Below are 20,545 nucleotides of genomic sequence, written 5' to 3' on the forward strand. Positions count from 1 at the left end.
GCGCACCGCGCAGCGGGCGGCAAACGGCGAGCAACCCCACGGCGGGAAAGCCAAAAACGTGGGCCGAAAGCCAAGCGCAGCGAAACCCACGGCGGAAAAGACAAAAACGCGGGCCACAAGCAAAACCCCTACGCCCCGTAAAACATTTGCTCGACGACGCCGCGCGCCCGCCTCGTCACCCGGCGGTAGTCGTCGATCATCTCGCCGATGTGGCCCTCCTCGTAGCCCAGGTAGCGGCCTACGGCCGCCAGCTCGCGGCCGTCGACGGGGAACGTGTCGCCGGGGCGGCCGCGGACGACCATGACGGCGTTGCGTACGCGGGCCGCCAGGACCCACGCCTCGTCGAGGGTCTGGGCGTCCTCGGTGTCGATCAGGTCGGCGGCGTGCGCGGCCGCCAACGCCTCGCGGGTGCGGGTGGTGCGCAGACCGGGGATCTCCCAGCCGTGCTGCATCTGCAGGAGTTGCACGGTCCATTCGACGTCGCTGAGGCCGCCGCGGCCGAGCTTGGCGTGGGTGGTGGGGTCGGCGCCGCGGGGCAGCCGTTCGGCTTCCATACGGGCCTTGAGCTTGCGGATCTCGCGGACCGCGTCGTCGCCGAGGCCCTCGGCCGGGTAGCGCAGCGGGTCGATCAGGTCGATGAAACGCTGCCCCAGCTCGGCGTCGCCCGCGACCGGTTCGGCGCGCAGCAGGGCCTGCGATTCCCATACCAGCGACCAGCGCCGGTAGTAGGCCGCGTACGAGGCGAGGGTGCGTACCAGCGGGCCCGACCTGCCCTCGGGGCGCAGGTCGGCGTCGATGGGCAACGGCGGGTCGGAGGAGGGGAGTTCGAGCAGCCGGCGCATCTCGTTGGCGACGGCGTGGGCGGCCTTGGCGGCCTCCTGTTCGTCGGCGCCCTCGCGCGGTTCGTGGACGAAGAGGACATCGGCGTCGGAGCCGTAGCTCAGTTCGCGGCCGCCGAAGCGGCCCATGCCGATCACCGTGAAGCGGGTGGGCAGGGTGTCGCCCCACTGCTGGCGGACCGCGGCGCGCAGGGCTCCGGCGAGGGTGGCGGCGTTGAGGTCGGAGACCGCGGAGCCGACGGCGTCGACGGAGCGGCCGTGGTCGGTGTCCGCGGGGCTGAACTCGGTGCCGTACGCGCCGATGACGTCCGCGGCGGCCGTGCGGAACAGCTCTCTGCGGCGCACTCCGCGGGCCGCCGCGACCGCCGCTTCCGCGCCGTCCGCGCGGCCGACGGCGGCCAGCACCTCCTGTTCCAGCGCGGCCCGGCCGCGCGGCTGGAGCCCGTCGGAGGCGCCGAGCAGGGCGACCGCCTCGGGGGCGCGCAGCAGCAGGTCGGGGGCGAGGCGGCCGGCGGACAGCACCCGGGCGAGGTTCTCGGCGGCCGCGCCCTCGTCGCGCAGCAGCCGCAGGTACCAGGGGGTCTTGCCGAGCGCGTCGGAGACCTTGCGGAAGTTGAGCAGGCCGGCGTCGGGGTCGGCGGAGTCCGCGAACCAGGCCAGCAGCACCGGCAGCAGGGTCCGCTGGATGGCGGCCTTGCGGGTCACGCCGGACGCCAGCGCCTCCAGGTGCCGCAGCGCGGCCACCGGGTCGGCGTAGCCGAGGGCTTCGAGGCGGTGGCCGGCGGCCCGGGCCGAGAGCCGGGTCTCGCCGGGCTCCAGGTGGGCGACGGCGTCGAGCAGCGGACGGTAGAAGAGCTTCTCGTGCAGCCGGCGTACCTCCCTGGCGTGCCAGCGCCACTCCTTGCGGAGGGTGTCGACGGGCTCGGTGCGCAGGCCCAACGAGCGTGCCAGGCGGCGCAGTTCGCCCTCGTCCTCGGGCATCAGGTGGGTGCGGCGCATCCGGAAGAGCTGGATGCGGTGCTCCAGCGTGCGCAGGAAGCGGTAGGCGGCATCCAGGGCCGCGGCGTCCTGGCGTCCGACGTAGCCGCCGGCGGCCAGCGCGGCGAGGGCGTCGAGGGTGGTGGCGCTGCGCAGGGTGGCGTCGCTGCGGCCGTGCACCAGTTGCAGCAGCTGGACGGCGAATTCGACGTCGCGCAGTCCGCCGGGGCCGAGCTTGAGTTCCCGCTCGACCTGGGCCGCGGGGATGTTCTCGACGACCCGGCGGCGCATCTGGCGCACGTCGGCGACGAAGTTCTCCCGCTCGGCGACCTCCCACACCATCGGTGCCAGCGCGTCCACGTACGCCTGGCCCAGCTGGAGGTCGCCGGCCATCGGGCGGGCCTTGAGCAGCGCCTGGAACTCCCAGGTCTTGGCCCAGCGCTGGTAATAGGCGAGATGGCTGGAGAGGGTGCGCACCAGGGGGCCGTTGCGGCCCTCGGGGCGCAGGTTGGCGTCCACCGGCCAGATGGTGCCCTCGACGGTGTTGTCCGAGCACAGCCGCATCATGCGGGCGGCGAGCCGGGTCGCGGCCTGCAGCGCCTTGGCCTCGTCCACGCCCTCCTTGGCCTCGGCGACGAAGATGACGTCGACGTCGGAGACGTAGTTCAGTTCGCGGCCGCCGCATTTGCCCATGCCGATGACGGCCAGCCGGCACACCGCGGCGTCCCCGGGGGCCTCTTCGTAGGAGATCTCCAGGGCGGCCCGGACCGTGGCGGTGGCCAGGTCGGCGAGCTCGGCGGCGGCCTCGGCGACATCGGTCGTGCCGCAGACGTCGCGGGCGGCGATGCCCAGCAGGGAGCGGCGGTAGGCGGTGCGCAGCGCGTCCGCGCGCGGGCGTTCGGCGTTCTTGCCGCCCCAGATCCCCTCGGCGAGCGCCAGCTCGAACTCGGGGGTGGTGGGGTGCAGGTCGACCGACTCGTAGGTGACCAGCGACTGCCAGTCGCGGGGGTGGCGGACGAGGTGGTCGGCGAGCGCCTCGGAGGCGCCCAGCACTCCCAGCAGCCGGTCGCGCAGCGGTTTCGCCGCGACGATCGTGCTCAGCAGCGCCTGCTGCTCGTCGTCCTCCTGTGCCTCCACCAGCCGGACCAGGCCGTGCAGGGCCAGGTCCGGGTCGGCGGTGGCGCCCAGCGCTTCGAGCAGCACCGAATCGTCGCGTACGGAGGCGAGTTCGGGAACGTCGAGCAGTTGCCCGGCCGCCGAGGGGTCGGTGAAACCGTGTCTCAGCAGCCGGGTGAACGTGCTGCTCCGCCGTCCCTGCGGAGCGGGAAGTGCCATGGGTGCAGCCTCTCGGTGGCGCGGTGGCTCAGAGCACGGGCAGCATCTTGCGCAGCTCGAAGGCGGTGACCTCCGAGCGGTACTCCTCCCACTCCTGCTTCTTGTTGCGCAGGAAGAAGTCGAAGACGTGCTCGCCGAGGGTCTCGGCGACGAGTTCGCTGCGCTCCATCAGCTCGATGGCCTCGCCGAGGTTCTGCGGCAGCGGCTCGATGCCCATCGCCCGGCGCTCGGAGTCCGACAGCGCCCAGACGTCGTCGTCGGCGCCGGCCGGCAGCTCGTAGCCCTCCTCGATGCCCTTGAGGCCGGCCGCGAGCAGCACCGCGTACGTCAGGTACGGGTTGGCGCCGGAGTCGATGGAGCGGACCTCGACCCGGGTCGAGCCCATCTTGCCGGGCTTGTACATCGGGACGCGGATCAGCGCGGAGCGGTTGTTGTGGCCCCAGCAGATGTACGAGGGGGCCTCGCCGCCGGCGCCCGCGGTGCGGTTGGCGCCGCCCCAGATGCGCTTGTAGGAGTTGACCCACTGGTTGGTGACGGCGGAGATCTCGCCCGCGTGGCGCAGCAGTCCGGCGATGAACGAGCGCCCGACCTTGGAGAGCTGGTACTCCGAGCCGGACTCGTGGAAGGCGTTGCGGTCGCCCTCGAAGAGCGAGAGGTGGGTGTGCATGCCGGAGCCCGGGTACTCCGAGAACGGCTTGGGCATGAACGTCGCCTGGACGCCCTGCTCCAGGGCCACCTGCTTCATGACCAGCCGGAACGTCATGATGTTGTCGGCGGTCGAGAGGGCGTCGGCGTAGCGCAGGTCGATCTCCTGCTGGCCGGGGGCGCCCTCGTGGTGGCTGAACTCCACCGAGATGCCCATCGATTCCAGCATCGTGATCGCCTGGCGGCGGAAGTCCATGCCGACGTTCTGCGGGGTGTGGTCGAAGTAGCCGGAGGAGTCGCCGGGGGTCGGCCGCTGGCCGTCCACGGGCTTGTCCTTGAGCAGGAAGAACTCGATCTCCGGGTGGGTGTAGAAGGTGAACCCGAGATCGGAGGTCTTGGCCAGGATGCGCTTGAGGACATAGCGCGGGTCGGCGTAGGAGGGGGAGCCGTCCGGCATCAGGATGTCGCAGAACATCCGGGCGGTGCCGGGGGCCTCGGCGCGCCAGGGCAGGATCTGGAAGGTGCCGGGGTCCGGCTTGGCGATCATGTCGGACTCGTACACCCGGGCGAAGCCCTCGATGGCCGAGCCGTCGAACCCGATGCCCTCGTCGAAGGCCTGCTCCAGCTCGGCGGGGGCCACCGCCACGGACTTGAGGAACCCGAGCACATCGGTGAACCACAGCCGTACGAAGCGGATGTCGCGCTCCTCGAGCGTTCGGAGCACAAACTCCTGCTGCTTGTCCATGGGTCACCAATCCTTGCAGGTCAATCGGCCTGTCCACGTGCGCTGGATCACGCGGTGTGGCACACCAGTATCACGTGAAGGGGTTACCGTCACATTACGCACCCTTGGCCTGAATCAGAACCGCCGTCCCGTAACCCTCACCCCGCATCCTTCCCGCGGTGAGCATGCTCAGCGCAGCGGGCGGCGGCAAACGGGGGGCTTGGCAGAGTCTTGAAGCCCGCCTGAGCGGCCGTTGACCCGGCATTGAAGGGCCCGTGCCCTGCCCTTCCTACGCTGATCGCGGACCAGGAACGGCCCGCATCGTGGGGAGAGAGGCAATGGCCCAGGGATTCCAGACCGACCCGGACGCGATATTCCGCTGCGCGTCGGGCACGGAACGGCAGCGCGAAGAGGTGCCGCGCCTCGCACGGGCGCTGGAGCACGTGGAGATACCCAAGGGGGCGTTCGGCAAGCTGCCGGAGTCGGACGAGCTGCACGCGTCCTACAAGGAACACGCGCAGGCGGCGCAGCAGGACATCCACGACATCGCGGAGCTGCTGCAGGGCGCGGCGGAGAAGCTGCGGTCCGTGGCCGGCCACTACGCCGCCAACGAGTACGCCACCCGGGACGGCTTCGGCGGCGGGAGCCTTCCCGCATGACCGTCACGGACGCCTACGCCTGGGTCGACAGGGAGATCGCGAAGCTCCCGGACGTACCGGAGATCCACAACAGCGAGGAGCACGGCATCGACGCCGGGCTCGACGACGCCATCCGGTGGTTCCTCGACAAGGTCGGGCTGATGGACAAGCTCGAAGAGGTCACCGGGATGCCGACGCAGCTCACCGCGGCCGCGCACGAGTGGCGGGCGCAGGCCGCGGCGCTGCACAAGGTCGCGGACGGGCTGCGGCAGGCCGCCCGCCCGCTGCCCGAACGCTGGGCGGGCGAGGCCTCGGAGGGCTTCGGGCACGGCATGGGCGAGATCGTCGAGGCGATCGACGGCACGGCCACGGAGATGGGCGAGACGGCGCACATCCTCAGCCAGGCCGCGGCGGAGTCCAAGTTCGCCGAGGACGCCATCGTCGAGATCATCCGTGAGGCCATCGAGTGGGCGGCGATGACGCTGGCCGCGATGGTGGTCACCGACATCCTCACTCTCGGCCTGGCCACGGTGGTGGACGGGCTGGTGGCGGAGGCGGAGGTGGCGGTCTTCCTCGGCAGGGTGGAGAAGGTCTCCGTCGAACTGGCGAAGACGCTGCGCAAACTGATGGAGGCGGTCCGCAAATTCAAGGCGGGGAAGAAGTCCTGGGCGGCGTTCAAGGAGGCCAAGACGGCGGCCGGGGCGCTGCGCAAGGCGGGCGGCGCCTTCGGCGAGGGCTCCTACCGCACCCGGGACTGGTGGGCGCACCACCTCGTGACCGGGCAGATCGCGGGCCACGGCTCGAAGCCGATCATCGGCGCGGCCACCGGCCTCACCGGGGACTTCAAGGGCCCCGCCACGGAAGCGGCCGAGCACTTCGGCAAGGAGGCGCTGTCGGACGACGGTCCGAAGGAGCCGAAGCCGTACCGCGTGCCCAAGGGCACCATCGAGGACACCTTCGGCTGAGTGCCGGAACGGACAGAGAGACGGACATGCACCCCACCCCCGTCGTCCCGGAGCGGGACGCCTGGCTCCTCGCGCACAGTTCGGCCCTGCTGCGGCCCGGGGAAACCCTGTACGGCGCCCTGCCGGTGAAGCTCGACCCCCTGGTGCCCGACCGCATCCCCCGGCGCTGCCGCCGGGCCAAGCCCGAGGCGCTCGAGCGGGCCACGTTCCGGGGGTGGGGGCGGATCTTTCTGCCGGTGTCCTTCGTGATGTGGGTGTGCGCCCTGCCGGCCGGGCTGCTGGAGCGGGGCGCGCACCACACCTGGCACGGGATCCGCCGGCTGTTCCGCGGCCGGGTGTGGGAGGGCGGCTGGGACAGCGCCGCCGGCTGGTTCGTGGCCACCACCCGGTCCGGCACCGACGACGACCTCCGGCACGACCACGACCGGCTCGCGCTGGCCCGCACCGACCAGCGGCTGCTGCTGCTGAGCCATCCCGTGCTGCCGGAGCAGGAGGCGGCGCAACTGCTCGGCGAGCTGCCCCGCGGGCGGTTCGCCCTGCGGCCCGAGCCGCATCCGGCGCGGCACACCTACCGGGTGGACCTCGCCTTCCCCGACGGGTCCTGGCTGGCGCTGGAGGCCGCGGAACGGGAGCAGGTGCCGCAGCTCACCGGCCTCCTCTCGCCGGTCCGGGGCGGGCGCGCCTAGGGCATGCCGGGCGGCGCCCCCTACGCCGACGGTGCGGCCGCGCCCCGTCCCGTCGGCGTCAGGTCCAGCACCGCCTGTGCCACCGAGCGCGGCACATCGGCCATCACCAGGTGGCCGGCGGGGGCGGCCACCGTGAACCGGCCGCCCAGCTCGGCGGCGAGCGCCCGCTGCCGCTCCAGCCACCGCAGTTGCCGTGCCGACTCGCTGCCGTCGTACGCCGCGAGCACGGCCACCGCCACCGCGGGCAGCGGACGTCCGCGGCGCAGCGCGGCGAGCTCGGCGGCCTGGTAGCGGTAGCTCGCGTTCTCCAGGGCGCAGGCCCGCAGCACCCGGCTGGTGCGGTAGCCGGCCCGCTCCCAGGGGTGCGCGGGGTGCCGGCCGACCGTCGAGGCGCGGCCGATCAGCCGGCGGGTGGCGGGGCCCAGGGCGCACGGCAGTCCGGCCGCGGCCGCGAGCCCGGCCGCCGCGCCCGCCCAGGCGGTGCGCACCCCGCGCGGCAGCCGGGGCCGGGGGTCGTCCTCGATGCTGCCGTCGGCCAGCACGATCCCGGCGCAGCGGTCCGCGTGCAGCCGGGCGAACGCCTCGGCGTGGAACCCGGCGAGCGAGTGGCCGACGACGGTGGCCGGACCGGTGTGGCCGAGTGCCTCCAGGAGCCGGGCGATCCGGTCGGCCTCGGCGACCAGGGTGGGCGGCCCGGGTGCCGGGCCGCTCAGGCCGAGGCCGGGGCGGTCGAAGCGGACGACGGTGCGGTACGGGGCGAGCAGCGCGGCCACCGCGTCCCAGTCGAACCACGCCATGCCGAGACCGCCGCTGAGGACACAGACCGGTCCGCGGCCCTCGGTCAGGACGTGCAGCGGGACCCCGTCGACGCGCAGGAACCGGCCGGGGGCGGCCGGGCGGCCGGGGACACGGAGGGGACCGCTCATCGGACGGCTCCCTTCCCGGTCGCCCGGCTCCGCTTCCCCGCGCGGCATGTGAGGGCCGCTGCCGGACGGGCGGCCGGCCGGGGGCCGCCACCGGCCGACCCGGGGATGTCCCCGGGGCACGCGGGTGGCGTGGTGTGGCAAGCGTAGGCGGGCGGGGAAAGCTGAGCGGTGGCACCGGCGCGAGGGGCCGCGGGCGTTCGGGCGCGGGAGGGCCCCGATCCGGCGGCGGACGGACGCCACGGCTCTCCGTTCGGCGGGCCACAACGGAGCCCATACCCCTCGGGGGTAGGGTGCGTCGTCAGGGCGGACCTCCCCCCGCGTCCGCCGGTTCGCCGTCCGTCGAGAGGTCCGCGATGCACGAACAGGGCAAGACCGCCGCATGGTGCGGCCGTCTGCCGCTGTTCACCGCGATGCTCACCGGCGTCCTGGCCCCCGCCCTCCTGGCCCTCCTCCGCGCCGGCGCGCCGACCGTACGCCCCGGGTCCGGCCTCGGCGGTGCCCCGTGCACCGTCCGCGCGCGCGGCCCGTGGCCGATATCCCGGGCGCCGCGCCCCACACTCCTCGCCCGACTGTCGGTGCCGCGCGCCTAGGGCGTGTCCCGCCGCCGACGCCCACCGGAGACCGCGGCAGTGTCCACACCCCGCCCAGATCACCACCGACATCGTCTCGAGGTGTTTCTCCCCATGCGTACGCACTCCCGCCGCACCCTGCTCGGTGCGGGTATCGCCGTCGCCGGCAGCGGCCTGCTGTCCGCCTGCGCCGGCGGCAAGGCCGCCTCCGGCATGGACGGCATGTACGGCACCGCCGCCTTCTCCGGCCCGGACGGCCGCCCGCCGTCCGGCTATGTCTCCCCCGACGGCCCGGAGGTCGCCGAGGCCGAGCGCAGGCGGGGCGCGGGGCCCGTGCGCCGCTTCGCGCTGACCGCCACCCAGAGCCGGATCGACCTGGGCGGCCGCACCGTCCGCACCTGGACGTTCGGCGACGAGCTGCCCGGCAAGGTGATGCGGGTCACCGCGGGCGACCGGATCGCGCTGACCCTCACCAACCGCCTGCCGCAGAACACGACGCTGCACTGGCACGGGCTGACGGTGCGCAACGACATGGACGGCGTCCCCGGCGTGACCCAGCGGTCCGTGCGGCCCGGCGCCTCGTTCGACTACCGCTTCGCGGTCACCACCCCCGGCACGCACTGGGTGCATCCGCACTCCGGCCTCCAGCTGGACCGCGGGCTGTACGCGCCGCTGATCGTCGACGACCCCAGGGAGCCGCTCTCCTACGACAAGGAGTGGATCGTCCTGCTGGACGACTGGGTCGACGGGGTGGACGGCAGCACCCCGGAATCGGTGCTCAAGGAGCTGCACGGCGGCGTGGACCGCGGGCCCATGGCCCACGGCGAGACGGAGATGGCCCACGACCACGCGACGGGCGGCGGCCGGGGCACCCGCGCCAGGGACGGCGCCGCCGTTCCCGCCGACGGCCCCTCACGGCTCCTGAAGGGCGCCCGGAGCCGGCTGCTGGGCCACGACGCGGGGGACGTGGACCACCCGTACCACCTGGTCAACGGCCGCACCGCGCGCGACCCGCGGACCTTCCACGCCAAGCCCGGCGACCGCGTCCGGATCCGCTTCATCAACGCCGGCAGCGAGACCGCCTACCGCGTGGCCCTCGGCGACCACCCGATGACCGTGACGCACACCGACGGCTTCCCCGTCGAGCACATCGAGGCCGATGCGCTGCTCATCGGGATGGCCGAGCGCTATGACGTCGTGGTCACGGCCGGGGACGGCGTCTTCCCGCTCACCGTGCTCGCCGAGGGCAAGGGCCGCTCGACGATGGGGCTGCTGCGCACCGGGAGCGGCGAGGCGCCCGGCCCGTCCGTCCGGCCCAGGAACCTCTACGGCAGGATCCTGACCGCGGACCGGCTGCGCGCCGCGGAGTCCGTGCGGTCCGCCCCGCGCCGCCCGGACCGCACCCTGGAGATGACCCTCACCGGGACCATGGAGAAGTACGACTGGGCGATCAACGGGAGCCCGTACACGCCCGACCAGCGGTATCCCGTCGAGGCCGGGGAGCGGGTCCGGATCATCTTCCGCAACCACACCCGGATGTGGCACCCGATGCATCTGCACGGCCACACCTTCGACCTGCCGAACGGCGGCCCCCGCAAGGACACCACGATCCTGCTGCCCGGCCGCCGGGTCGACGTCGATTTCCACGCCGACAACCCCGGCCTGTGGATGGTCCACTGCCACAACATCTACCACTCGGAGTCGGGGATGATGACGATCATCGGCTACCGCAAGAAGTAGGCGGCGGCGGTCCCGAGACGTGCGGCGGGCGGGCCCAGGGGGCGTGCGACGAGAGGCCCCGGCAGGCGTGCGGCGGGCGTCCCCGGCAGGCGTGCGGCGGGCGTCCCCGCGGGGCTCTCCCGGCCCGCCCGCCACACCCCCGAAGCGCCGCCGACACGCTCCGACCCCCCATTGCGTCAGAAAGACGATTAGACTGGCGGGGTGCCCCAACTCCGTCTCGCCCTCAACCAGATCGATTCCTGCGTCGGCGATCTCGCCCAGAACGCCGAGACGATCCTGCGCTGGACCCGGCACGCCGCCGACCAGGGCGCGCACCTCGTCGCGTTCCCCGAGATGGCGCTGACCGGGTACCCCGTCGAGGACCTCGCCCTGCGCCCCTCGTTCGTCGAGGCGAGCCGCGCGGCACTGCGGACGCTGGCCGGCCGGCTGGCCGCGCAGGGCCTGGGCGGCCTTCCGGTGATCGTCGGCTATCTCGATCGCGGCACGCAGGCGAAACCGCGCTACGGCCGCCCGGCGGGCGCCCCGCAGAACGCCGCCGCCGTGCTGTACCAGGGCGAGGTCGCGCTGAGCTTCGCCAAGCACCACCTCCCCAACTACGGCGTCTTCGACGAGTTCCGCTACTTCGTCCCCGGCGACACCCTGCCCGTCGTACGGGTGCACGGGGTGGACGTCGCGCTCGCCATCTGCGAGGACCTGTGGCAGGACGGCGGCCGGGTGCCGGCCGCCCGCAGCGCCGGCGCCGGGCTGCTGGTCTCGGTCAACGCCTCGCCCTACGAGCGGGACAAGGACGACACCCGGCTGGAGCTGGTCCGCAAGCGGGCCCGGGAGGCCGGCTGCACCACCGCCTACCTGGCGATGATGGGCGGCCAGGACGAGCTGGTCTTCGACGGCGACTCGATCGTCGTCGGCCGGGACGGCACGGTGATCACGCGGGCGCCGCAGTTCGCGGAGGGTTGTGTGCTGGTCGACCTCGACCTGCCGGCCGCGGCGCCGGTAGCGCCCTCGGGCGTGCTGGACGACGGGCTGCGCGTCGAGCACCGCGTCCTGACGCCCGACCCGTTGCCGCCCTACCCGCAAAAGGCGCCCGGCGACGAGGCCGAACGCCTCACGGACCTGGAGGAGATCTACACCGCGCTGGTCGTCGGCCTGCGCGCCTATGTGACCAAGAACGGCTTCGGCAGTGTGGTGCTCGGCCTCTCCGGCGGGATCGACTCGGCGCTGGTGGCCACGCTGGCCTGTGACGCCCTGGGCGCGGAGCATGTGCACGCCGTGGCGATGCCGTCCCGCTATTCGTCGGAGCACTCCCTCACCGACGCCGCCGAACTCGCGCGCCGTACGGGCCTGGCGTTCCGTACGGTGCCGATCGGCCCGATGTTCGACGCCTACATGGCGGCGCTGTCGCTGACCGGCCTGGCCGAGGAGAACCTGCAGTCGCGGCTGCGGGGCACCACCTTGATGGGCCTGTCCAACCAGGAGGGCCACCTGGTCCTGGCCCCCGGCAACAAGTCCGAGCTGGCCTGCGGCTATTCGACCCTGTACGGCGATTCGGTGGGCGGCTACGGCCCGATCAAGGACGTCTACAAGTCGGTCGTCTACCAGCTGGCCCTCTGGCGCAACCAGGCCGCCGCCGACCGCGGGCAGACCCCGCCGATTCCGGAGAACACCCTCACCAAGCCCCCGAGCGCCGAACTGCGCCCCGGCCAGGTCGACACCGACTCACTGCCCGACTACGACGTCCTGGACCGCATCCTGGAGCTCTACGTCGACCACGACCGCGGCCGGGAGGACATCGTCGCCCAGGGCTTCGACGAGGCCCTGGTGACGCGCGTCCTGCGGATGGTCGACCACGCCGAGTACAAGCGCCGCCAGTACCCGCCCGGCCCCAAGATCTCCGCGAAGGGCTTCGGCAAGGACCGCCGGCTGCCCATCACCAACCACTGGCGGGAAGGGGCCTGACGAGCGGTCGGAGCTGCCGGCCGGCTTCCGGGGCGGGCCCTGCCGGGGAGCCCCGGGGCCGCCGTCCCGAGCCGGGCCCCGGACCGCCCCGTGCCGTCCCTCCCGGGTCCGGTCCCACCGGGCCCGCGAGGCCCCGTGAGCGCTCAGCCGGTCCGGCCCCCGGCGGGCAGCTCCGCGCCCGCGGCCGGCTCCGTCTCGCCGCCGCGGGCCACGATCCGCGAGGCGTCGCCGGCGCCGCGGTCCAGGAGACCGGCCGTCACGGCGACGGCCAGCCCCAGGGCGGCCAGCACCGCGCCGACCAGGGCCGGGGAGGTCCAGCCCCACCCCGCCGCGAGGGCCATGCCGCCGACCCAGGCGCCGCCGGCGTTGGCGAGGTTGAAGGCGGACTGGTTGGAGGCGGCGGCCAGGGTCGGCGCCTGCTGGGCCTTGTTCATGACCAGCATCTGGAGCGGCGTGGTGGTCAGGAAGCCGACGGCACCGATCAGGACGACCGCCACCAGCGCCGCCCACTCGACCCGGGCGGCGAAGGGGAAGGCGGCCAGCACGAGGGCCAGCGCGCCCAGCGAGCCGTACAGGGTCGGGCGCAGGGCCCGGTCGGTGAGCGGACCCGCGGCGAGTGCGCCGAGGGTCATCCCGATGCCGAACAGGGCCAGGACCAGCGGGACCGAGCCCGCGGCGAAGCCGGTGACCTCGGTCATCATCGACGCGAGGTAGCTGTAGACGGCGAAGATCCCGGCGAAGCCGAAGACGGTGGTGAGCAGGCCGAGCAGCACCTGACGGTTGCCGAGCGCCCGCAGTTCGCTGCCGAGGCCGGTGCGCTCCTCGGCCGGCAGCGGGGGGACCAGCCGGGCCAGGGAGGCCATGGCGGCCAGTCCGATGCCGGCCACGACGAGGAAGGTGGCGCGCCAGCCGAGCTGCTGGCCCAGGAGGGTCGCGGCGGGGACGCCGACGATGTTCGCGACGGTCAGGCCGAGGAACATCGTGGCGACCGCACGGGCCTGGCGGCCCTCGCGCACCAGCCGGGCGGCGACCACCGCGCCGACGCCGAAGAACGCGCCGTGCGGGAGCCCGGCCAGCAGCCGGCCGGCGACCAGCAGGCCGAAGGTGGGGGCCAGCGCGGAGGCGAGGTTGCCGACCGTGAAGACCCCCATCAGGCCCACCAGCATCCGCTTGCGCGGGATGCGGGAGCCGAGGGCGGTCAGGAGCGGGGCGCCGATGACGACGCCGAGGGCGTAGGCGGAGACGAGGTAGCCGGCGGTGGGCACGGAGGTGCCCAGATCGTCCGCGACGTTGGGCAGCAGGCCCATCATCACGAATTCCGTGGTGCCGATACCGAAGGCCGAGATCGCGAGCGCGAGCAGAGCCAAGGGCATGAAAGACCTTTCCAGGGTTTCGCGTGCGAGCGGGCACGCGGGCGCGGGGACCGTAAGTTCTTTAAGTTCTCTTACGGAACAAAGTCTCTCAGGCGCAGTATTCCGGCATGGGAACGGGGCGTGACGATCTCGCGTCAGAGCACCGTCGGCAGGGCGTCGGACCTGGTCAGATCTTCACCGACGCCGCGACCGGAAGGTGGTCGCTGCCGGTGGAGGACATCACCCAGGCCTTGACCGGATCCATCCCCTTCATCATGATCTGGTCGATCCGGGCCATCGGGAACGCCGCCGGCCAGCTGAAGCCGAAGCCGTCGCCCGCCGCGCCCTGGGCCGAGCGCATCTGGGAGGTGACCGGCGCCAGCGAGCGGTCGTTCATGGTGCCGTTGAGGTCGCCGAGCAGCATGACCTTCTTCTCCGGGTCGGCGGCGATCGCCTCGCCGAGCGCCGCGGCACTGCCGTCGCGCTGGTTGGCGGTGAAGCCCGCCTCGACCTTGACCCGCACCGACGGCAGGTGCGCGACGTAGACGGCGAACTTCTGGCCGTCCTCCGCGGTGACGGTGGCCCGCAGCGCACGGGTCCAGCCCATCTTGATGTCCACCGGCCTGGTGCCGGACAGCGGGCGCTTGCTCCACAGCCCGACGGTGCCCTCGACCGTGTGGTACGGGTACGCCTTCGCCAGCCCCTGGCGGTAGGCGGGCAGGGCCTCGCCGGTCAGCTCCTCCAGGGCCACGACATCGGCGTCGGAGGCCACGATGTCCCGGGCGGTGGCCGCCGGGTCGGGGTTGTCGGCGTTGACGTTGTGGGTGGCGACGGTGAGATTGCCGCCGTTGCCCGCCTTGTCGGTGATCTGCCCGCCGAAGAGGTTCACCCAGGCGAAGACCGGCAGCACCAGCGCCAGCAGCGCGGTCGCCGAGCGACGCAGCACCGCGACGACGAGCAGCAGCGGGATGCACAGCCCCAGCCACGGCAGGAAGGTCTCCAGCAGACTGCCCAGGTTTCCCACGGTGTTGGGGATCTGGGCGTGCAGCATCATCACCAGGCCGAGCAGGACCGCGAGCACCGCGAGCACGATGCCGCGCCGCCACATGCCCTCCGGACGCCACCAGTTCCGCAGGCGGTCGGCCCGGGAACCGGCCTGCCCGGGGTTGTGCCCCTGTCCCGGCTCCGTCATGTATGCCTGCGCCATGTAGCTGCCCTCACTGCCTTGCTCCGCTGCGCCTCACCTGTGGTCTCCGACCCTAGGCGATGGTCCGTAATGCGCTTTCTTAGAAGTGAGGACGGCGCGGTGACGGGTCGGGGTTCCGGCGTCGGTCCTCGTCACGACGGCTGTGACAGAACGGGCATGATCCGGTCATACGGCGCCGCGCCGGCCCGCACCTCCGGCACCGCCCCCAAGACCGGCGGAGCACCCCGGAGTTGAGCCCGCCCCCGCCCCCGCCACCGGCCGTACGCCCTCCAGCACCAGGTCGACGAGGTCCGCCGACGGACTCCGGGGCGCCCCGTGCCACTCCTGGAGGAGGGCGCGGGCCAGCACCGGGCCGGTGAAGAGGTCCGCGATGGTCTCCAGGTCCCGGTCGGTGCGGATCTCACCGTTCGCCACCCCGCGCCGGAGCACCGCCAGCAGCGCCTCGTGGCGGGCCCGTACGAGCGTGTCGTGGTACTCCGCCCACAGCTCGGGCTGGGCCCCGGCATGGCCGACGAGCGTGCGCAGCAGCGCGCAGCCGCGCCCGGCGGCGCCGCCGCGCAGGAACTCCAGCAGGGCGACCAGGTCGTCGCGCACCGAGGCGCCGTCCAGGGGCGGGCCGGGGACGTCCAGGGACCGCAGGACGTCGCGCATCAGGGCGGTCCGGCCGGACCAGCGGCGGTAGACCGTGGCCTTGCCGACGCCCGCCTCGCGGGCGATGCGCTCCATGGACAGCTCGCCCAGGGAGGCACCGCCCTCGACCAGGCGCAGCACGGCCTCGATGACGGCGGGGCCGGCCGCGGCGCTGCGCGGCCGGCCGCGGCGCCCGGGAGCGGCCGGGCCCGGCCACTCCCCCGCCACCACGGAATCCGCCACCGTCCCGGACCCCGCCGCCGCCCGGGTCATCGCTCCGCGCCCGCCTTCGGCTCCTCTTGCGGTTCGGCCGCCCGCGGCGCCGGTGGCACCTTCCCCGGCAGGAACGCCGCGGCCACCACCAGGCCGAGCACGGCGACCGCGGCCGAGCCGAGCGCGGTGATGTGCATCGCGTGGAGGAAGGCGTCGTCGGCGGCGGCGATCAGCGGCCGGCCCGCCGGGCCCAGCCTTTCGGCGAGGCCGTGGGTCGCCTCGATGGACTCGCCGGCCGCGTGCCGGGCGGCGGCCGGTACGCCCGGCAGCGCGTCCAGCTCGTCCTGCATGCCGTCGCGGTAGGTCGTCGACAGCAACGAGCCGAGGACGGCGACGCCCAGGGTGCCGCCGACCTGCCGGAAGACGTTGTTGAGCGCCGAGCCGGAACCGGCCTTCTCCCGGGGCAGCGCCTGCATGACCGCGACGGTGGCCGGCGGCATGATGTGCGCCATCCCGGCGCCCTGCAGGAAGAACAGCGCCTCCAGCACCCAGATCGGGGTGCGGGTGTCCAGCAGCAGCATGCCCGTCATGGTGACGGCCACCACGAACATGCTGAAGGTGCACACCGCGCGGGCGCCGTAGCGCTCCACGGCGAGCCGGGCCCGCGGCGCGAAGATCGTCTGGGCGGCGGCCAGCGGCAGGAACAGCATCCCGGCCTGCAGCGGGCTGTAGCCGCGCACGCTCTGGACGTAGAAGACCGTGAAGAACGCGACCCCCATCAGCGCGAAGAAGACCAGTGCGATGGCGGCGATGGCGGCCGAGAAGGCCGGGCTGCGGAAGTAGCCGATGTCGATGGACGGATGGTCGCTGTGCTTCTGGTGCGCCACGAAGACCACCAGCACCGCCAGGCCGCCGGCGATCGGGCCGACCACCTGCGGGCCGGTGAAGTCGGCGAGCTGACCGCCCTTGATGATGCCGTAGACCAGCAGGACCAGCCCGACGACGGACAGCAGCACCCCGAGCGGATCCAGCCGGCCGGGATCGGGGTCCCTGGAGTCGGGCACCAGGACCACCATCGCGATCAGCGAGAGCACCACCACCGGCGCGTTGATCATGAAGACCGAGCCCCACCAGAAGTGGTCGAGCAGCAGACCGCCGGCGACCGGCCCGACCGCGATCGCCAGCCCCACCCCGCCGGCCCAGATGCCGATCGCCCGGGGCTGCTCGTCGTGCTCGAAGACGTTCATCAGGATGGCGAGGGTGGCCGGCATGACCAGGGCGCCGCCCAGGCCCATCACGGCACGGAAGGCGATCAGCTCGGCGGGCGACTGCGAGATGCCGGCGCACACCGACCCGGCGCCGAACACGGCCAGGCCGACCAGCAGCACCTTCTTGCGGCCCAGGCGGTCGCCGAGCAGGCCCGCGGTGAACAGCAGCCCCGCAAAGACCAGCGTGTAGGAGTTGATCGCCCACTCCAGCTCGCTCTGGGTGGCGCCGAGACCGACCGGAGCCGGGGTCGCGATCGTCTTCATGGCGACGTTGAGGATCGAGTTGTCCAGCACCACGATCAGCAGGCTGAGCATGAGGGTGTACAGGACCGCCCAGCGGCGGCGGTGGATGCGTTCCGGGATCTGCCGGGCCGGCGGTGCGCCCGGAGGGCTGGAGGAGGTGGCCATGGGCGGACCCTAGGCAGGTTCCGATACGGGACCGTTCCGTATGCGGGAGCCACGCGGGCGTGTCCCGTCTTCCGGGCGAAGCAAGACCGGTCACACCCACTCCCCGTTTCCTTTGTGCGCGGGCCGTGCCAGCATGGAGGGGAGTCCGGGGACGCCGTCAGGGTGCCTCGAGATGACGAACAGGAGCCGTCACCATGACGCAGCTTTCGCCTGCCCAGAAGCCGGTCGACAAGTCGCTGTACGGAGGCTCCGGCTCGCGCCGGATCACCGTCCGCGACATCGCCGCCGCCAAGGCGCGCGACGAGAAGTGGCCGATGCTCACCGCCTACGACGCCATGACCGCCTCCGTCTTCGACGAGGCCGGCATCCCCGTCCTGCTCGTCGGCGACTCGATGGGCAACTGTCACCTCGGCTACGAATCCACCGTGCCGGTCACCATGGACGAGATCACCCTGCTGTCCGCCGCGGTCGTGCGGGGCACCAAGCGCGCACTCGTCGTCGGCGACCTGCCGTTCGGCTCGTACCAGGAAGGCCCGGTGCAGGCGCTGCGCAACGCCACCCGGCTGGTGAAGGAAGCGGGGGTGGGCGCCGTCAAGCTGGAGGGCGGCGAGCGCTCCGCCGAGCAGGTCGAACTGCTGGTCTCGTCCGGCATCCCCGTCATGGCGCACGTCGGGCTCACCCCGCAGTCGGTCAACGCCTACGGCGGCTACCCCGTCCAGGGCCGCGGCGAGGAAGCCGCCCAGCAACTGCTGCGGGACGCGAAGGCGGTACAGGACGCCGGCGCCTTCGCGGTCGTCCTGGAGGCCGTACCCGCCGAACTGGCCGCCGAGGTCACCCGCTCGCTCGCCATCCCCACCGTCGGCATCGGCGCGGGCCTGGACTGCGACGCCCAGGTCCTGGTGTGGACCGACATGGCCGGCATGACCGCCGGCCGCGTCCCGAAGTTCGTCAAGCAGTACCTCGCCCTGCGGGAGCTGCTCGCAGGCGCGGCCAAGGCCTTCGCCGAGGACGTCGTCACCGGCACGTTTCCGGCGGAGCCGCACGTCTTCCACTAAGCGGGGTCGGCTTGCGCCTGGGCCCCATCCCACGTTTTCGGCTTTCCCGCCGTGGGGGTTTGCCGCCGTTGCGCCTGCGGCGGGCGGGTCCGCTGCCGTGCCGCTGCGCGGGGCCGGGTGCGGTGGGTTGCGCCTGCGGCGGGCGGGTCCGCTGCGCGGGGCTGTGGGTGCGGTGACGGGCCTGCGGGGCCGGTGTGTGGGACTGCTTCGCTTTACGTCCCACACACCGGCCCCTCCGGCCCGTCCCCTCCCGTGGGTGGAGTGAGTGAACGTGGGTGGGGGCGGGCCGTATGGCTCTATCCCCGTGCCGACGAGGCGCACCGGACCAGCTACCTGCACCCCCACCGGCCTTTTCCCCACCCCTCAACGGGAGGGGACGGGTCGGAGCGGGTGGGGTGCCGGACGTAAAGCGAAGCAGTCCGGCACCCCACCCGCGGAGGCCCGTCACCGGCACCCGACAGCCCCGCGCAGCGGACCGGCCCGCCGCAGGCGCAACGGCAGGGAAGTCAAAAACATGGGCCACAAGCAAAGCGCAGCGAACCGGCGGGCACACCGCGGCAGCGGGCGAAAAACGGCGAGCAACCCCCACGGCGGAAAAGACGAAAACGTGGGCCACAAGCAAAGCGCAGCGAACCGGCGACGCGCGGTCGTTCGGGCGGGGCACCCTGCGGAGGCAGCTATTGCCTCCGCAGCAGGCGGGACGCGCCCGCTGCGACCGTCGTGGCCAGGATCCAGCCTGCCAGGATCAGGACGGCGGCCGCCCACTGCGCGCCGCCGCCCGGCTTCCATGCGGCGCTCTGGTTGAGGTCGATCACCGGCAGGAGGAGGTCCAGGGCGTAGAGGTAGGGGTTCCAGGGCGGGGCCTCGCCCGCCTTGAGGGGTGGGGGCGGGGACATCGAGAAGTAGGCCGTGCCGATCGCCCACAGGATGGCCATCCAGACCGCGGCCCGGCCGGGGCGGTAGCCGTAGGCCACCGTCCAGTCCTGGAGGAAGCCCCAGGTCTTGGCCGCCAGCGGCAGCGTCTCGCGGCGCCGCCGCTGCTTGGCCAGCAGCACCTCGCGGGCATCGGAGTCCTCGCCGGTGGTGCGCAGCGAGGCGGCGAGCATCTCGTACGGCTCGGGTGCGTACTCGGGGGTCGCCGCGGCCACCCACTGCAGCCGCTGCGCCAGCGGGAAGGGGCCGCGCGGGATCAGCGTCTCGTACGCGAAGCCGGCCATCCACAGCCCGCCGAGCCCCGGCCAGCTCGCCGACTTGTCGATGAGGTTGACGACCCGGGCGCCGGAGAGGATGACCCGGCCGCGCTGCGGGCGCTCGCCGAGGAAGCGCAGCTCGGGCGTCTGGATGCGGCGCAGCGACAGCTCCTGGTCGGACTCCATGACGAACCGGGCGTGCTCGAAGTCGACCGCGTCGCCGAACCGCCCGTCGTCCAGCCGCATGCCGCCCTCGCACTCGAAGCGCTGCATGCGGGTGCCGCGCGAGGGGGTGTGCGCGATGCCGTACGGGGGAGTGGCGCTGCTGGAGAACGGCGAGTTGGCCAGGCCCGCCGCGGTCAGGTGGAGCGTGCGCTCGACGGTCAGCTGCGGGGCGTTGAGCGCCCGGCGGCCGAAGGGGTTGCTCAGCCGGCTGCCGCGCAGGCTGAGCGACCCGCCGACGGTGGCGCCGCGCAGCGACAGCTCGCCGTAGGACTCCAGCATCTCGGCCTGCAGGTCCTGGGCGACGGTCATCCCGTCCGCCATGATCGACCGGCCCTGCCGGTCCTTGTGCACCATGGTCTGGTTGAGCATCAGGTCCGTGCCGATCTGCGCGTCGGAGAGCCGGACCCCCGAGTGCACCACGCAGCGCGGCAGATGGAGGTCGCCCTCGGTGTGCAGCCGGGCCGCCTCCAGCCGGGGTATCGCGCAGTTCACCAGCCGCAGCGTGGTGAACCGGCTCTCGGGCAGCACCACCTCCGCCTCGAAGCGGCAGTCACGCAGCTCGACGAATGGCTTGATCGTGCCGCCCGCAAGGTCGAGAGTGTCCGTGATGTACGCGCCGGTGAGCTGGAGCGCGGAGACCCGGCCCGGCTGCGGCGGCGGCCCGTCGAGCAGCAGCAGCGCCACGACCCGGGCCCGCACCCGGCGCTCCGGGCCCCACAGGTGCTGCCCGTGCGGATCGTCGCGCTCCGGGTCGCCGATGTGCAGATCGCAGGTGCTGCCGTTGCGGAAGGCCTGCCACATGCTCCATTCCGCCGACGTCAGCTGCAGGTCGGCGGGCGCGTCGCCGTCCCCGGGCTCGGTCACAGTGGATCCCCCTTGTTCTCCCGTGGTGTGTCGCAACCTGTTCGGACGCACTTCGTGCACTGGTCGTGAGGCGTCCCACAGGCGTCCCCGTACGCCGTCACCCGGCCCTTGCCCGCCCCGTGACGGCTTGAA

At 73.1% G+C, this 20,545-nt stretch carries 15 protein-coding genes; 7 read left to right on the top strand and 8 right to left on the bottom strand.

Annotation, left to right across the window (positions count from 1 at the left end; all coding sequences use genetic code 11):
• Nucleotides 1–128 precede the first annotated feature (128 nt).
• Complete coding sequence (locus AB0411_RS23605; protein WP_366419273.1) at nt 129–3,152, bottom strand: bifunctional [glutamine synthetase] adenylyltransferase/[glutamine synthetase]-adenylyl-L-tyrosine phosphorylase; 3,024 nt, start codon at nt 3,150–3,152, stop codon at nt 129–131.
• 28 nt (nt 3,153–3,180) lie between these two features.
• Complete coding sequence (glnA, locus tag AB0411_RS23610) at nt 3,181–4,542, bottom strand: type I glutamate--ammonia ligase (RefSeq protein WP_018090204.1); 1,362 nt, start codon at nt 4,540–4,542, stop codon at nt 3,181–3,183.
• A 317-nt stretch (nt 4,543–4,859) separates the two neighbouring features.
• On the opposite strand from glnA, the gene AB0411_RS23615 reads away from it, so the two are divergent.
• The 3 genes from AB0411_RS23615 to AB0411_RS23625 are packed head-to-tail and all read left to right on the top strand — an operon-like array spanning nt 4,860 to nt 6,810.
• Nucleotides 4,860–5,180: a hypothetical protein gene (locus AB0411_RS23615; protein ID WP_366419274.1), complete on the top strand. Its 321-nt coding sequence runs from the start codon at nt 4,860–4,862 to the stop codon at nt 5,178–5,180.
• Complete coding sequence (locus AB0411_RS23620; protein ID WP_366419275.1) at nt 5,177–6,124, top strand: WXG100 family type VII secretion target; 948 nt, start codon at nt 5,177–5,179, stop codon at nt 6,122–6,124. Before AB0411_RS23615 ends, AB0411_RS23620 begins: the two co-directional genes overlap by 4 nt.
• Nucleotides 6,125–6,150: 26 nt before the next feature.
• Nucleotides 6,151–6,810: a hypothetical protein gene (locus AB0411_RS23625; RefSeq protein WP_366419276.1), complete on the top strand. Its 660-nt coding sequence runs from the start codon at nt 6,151–6,153 to the stop codon at nt 6,808–6,810.
• A 20-nt stretch (nt 6,811–6,830) separates the two neighbouring features.
• Here the strand turns inward: AB0411_RS23625 and AB0411_RS23630 are convergent, their stop codons facing one another.
• Nucleotides 6,831–7,736 (bottom strand): alpha/beta fold hydrolase, encoded by a 906-nt coding sequence (locus AB0411_RS23630; protein WP_366419277.1) that lies wholly within the window; start codon nt 7,734–7,736, stop codon nt 6,831–6,833.
• A gap of 353 nt (nt 7,737–8,089) precedes the next feature.
• Between AB0411_RS23630 and AB0411_RS23635 the strand changes: the two genes are divergently transcribed.
• The 3 genes from AB0411_RS23635 to AB0411_RS23645 all read left to right on the top strand — a co-directional run bounded on the left by AB0411_RS23635 (nt 8,090) and on the right by AB0411_RS23645 (nt 12,001).
• Nucleotides 8,090–8,326: a hypothetical protein gene (locus AB0411_RS23635; protein WP_366419278.1), complete on the top strand. Its 237-nt coding sequence runs from the start codon at nt 8,090–8,092 to the stop codon at nt 8,324–8,326.
• 93 nt (nt 8,327–8,419) lie between these two features.
• Nucleotides 8,420–10,045 (top strand): multicopper oxidase family protein, encoded by a 1,626-nt coding sequence (locus AB0411_RS23640; protein ID WP_366419279.1) that lies wholly within the window; start codon nt 8,420–8,422, stop codon nt 10,043–10,045.
• A gap of 201 nt (nt 10,046–10,246) precedes the next feature.
• Entirely contained in the window at nt 10,247–12,001 is a 1,755-nt protein-coding gene (locus AB0411_RS23645; RefSeq protein ID WP_366419280.1) for an NAD+ synthase, read from the top strand.
• Nucleotides 12,002–12,144: 143 nt separating this feature from the next.
• On the opposite strand, the gene AB0411_RS23650 is transcribed toward AB0411_RS23645, so the two are convergent.
• The 4 genes from AB0411_RS23650 to AB0411_RS23665 form a co-directional block, all read right to left on the bottom strand.
• Nucleotides 12,145–13,374 (bottom strand): MFS transporter, encoded by a 1,230-nt coding sequence (locus AB0411_RS23650; protein ID WP_366419281.1) that lies wholly within the window; start codon nt 13,372–13,374, stop codon nt 12,145–12,147.
• Nucleotides 13,375–13,540: 166 nt separating this feature from the next.
• A complete protein-coding gene (locus tag AB0411_RS23655; protein ID WP_403153022.1) occupies nt 13,541–14,545 on the bottom strand; it encodes an endonuclease/exonuclease/phosphatase family protein in 1,005 nt (334 codons plus the stop codon).
• Between the two features lie 180 nt (nt 14,546–14,725).
• Entirely contained in the window at nt 14,726–15,463 is a 738-nt protein-coding gene (locus AB0411_RS23660) for a TetR/AcrR family transcriptional regulator C-terminal ligand-binding domain-containing protein (protein ID WP_366419283.1), read from the bottom strand.
• Nucleotides 15,460–17,079, bottom strand: a complete 1,620-nt coding sequence (locus tag AB0411_RS23665; protein ID WP_366419284.1) for an MFS transporter — start codon at nt 17,077–17,079, stop codon at nt 15,460–15,462. Before AB0411_RS23665 ends, AB0411_RS23660 begins: the two co-directional genes overlap by 4 nt.
• Before the next feature lie 194 nt (nt 17,080–17,273).
• On the opposite strand from AB0411_RS23665, the gene panB reads away from it, so the two are divergent.
• Nucleotides 17,274–18,134 (top strand): 3-methyl-2-oxobutanoate hydroxymethyltransferase, encoded by an 861-nt coding sequence (gene panB, locus AB0411_RS23670; protein ID WP_366419285.1) that lies wholly within the window; start codon nt 17,274–17,276, stop codon nt 18,132–18,134.
• A 677-nt stretch (nt 18,135–18,811) separates the two neighbouring features.
• On the opposite strand, the gene AB0411_RS23675 is transcribed toward panB, so the two are convergent.
• On the bottom strand, nt 18,812–20,413 hold the full coding sequence (locus AB0411_RS23675) for an oxidoreductase (RefSeq protein WP_366419286.1): 1,602 nt from the start codon (nt 20,411–20,413) through the stop codon (nt 18,812–18,814).
• Between the last annotated feature and the right edge of the window lie 132 nt (nt 20,414–20,545).

This window comes from Streptomyces angustmyceticus (assembly GCF_040701845.1).
GTDB lineage: Bacteria > Actinomycetota > Actinomycetes > Streptomycetales > Streptomycetaceae > Streptomyces > Streptomyces angustmyceticus_A.

Coding starts and splice junctions, on each gene's coding strand:
- AB0411_RS23605 (WP_366419273.1), bottom strand. CDS start 3,152: ATGGCACTTCCCGCTCCGCAGGGACGGCGGAGCAGCACGTTCACCCGG.
- AB0411_RS23650 (WP_366419281.1), bottom strand. CDS start 13,374: ATGCCCTTGGCTCTGCTCGCGCTCGCGATCTCGGCCTTCGGTATCGGC.
- glnA (WP_018090204.1), bottom strand. CDS start 4,542: ATGGACAAGCAGCAGGAGTTTGTGCTCCGAACGCTCGAGGAGCGCGAC.
- AB0411_RS23640 (WP_366419279.1), top strand. CDS start 8,420: ATGCGTACGCACTCCCGCCGCACCCTGCTCGGTGCGGGTATCGCCGTC.
- AB0411_RS23660 (WP_366419283.1), bottom strand. CDS start 15,463: ATGACCCGGGCGGCGGCGGGGTCCGGGACGGTGGCGGATTCCGTGGTG.
- AB0411_RS23635 (WP_366419278.1), top strand. CDS start 8,090: ATGCACGAACAGGGCAAGACCGCCGCATGGTGCGGCCGTCTGCCGCTG.
- panB (WP_366419285.1), top strand. CDS start 17,274: ATGACGCAGCTTTCGCCTGCCCAGAAGCCGGTCGACAAGTCGCTGTAC.
- AB0411_RS23625 (WP_366419276.1), top strand. CDS start 6,151: ATGCACCCCACCCCCGTCGTCCCGGAGCGGGACGCCTGGCTCCTCGCG.
- AB0411_RS23655 (WP_403153022.1), bottom strand. CDS start 14,545: ATGACGGAGCCGGGACAGGGGCACAACCCCGGGCAGGCCGGTTCCCGG.
- AB0411_RS23665 (WP_366419284.1), bottom strand. CDS start 17,079: ATGGCCACCTCCTCCAGCCCTCCGGGCGCACCGCCGGCCCGGCAGATC.
- AB0411_RS23630 (WP_366419277.1), bottom strand. CDS start 7,736: ATGAGCGGTCCCCTCCGTGTCCCCGGCCGCCCGGCCGCCCCCGGCCGG.
- AB0411_RS23615 (WP_366419274.1), top strand. CDS start 4,860: ATGGCCCAGGGATTCCAGACCGACCCGGACGCGATATTCCGCTGCGCG.
- AB0411_RS23620 (WP_366419275.1), top strand. CDS start 5,177: ATGACCGTCACGGACGCCTACGCCTGGGTCGACAGGGAGATCGCGAAG.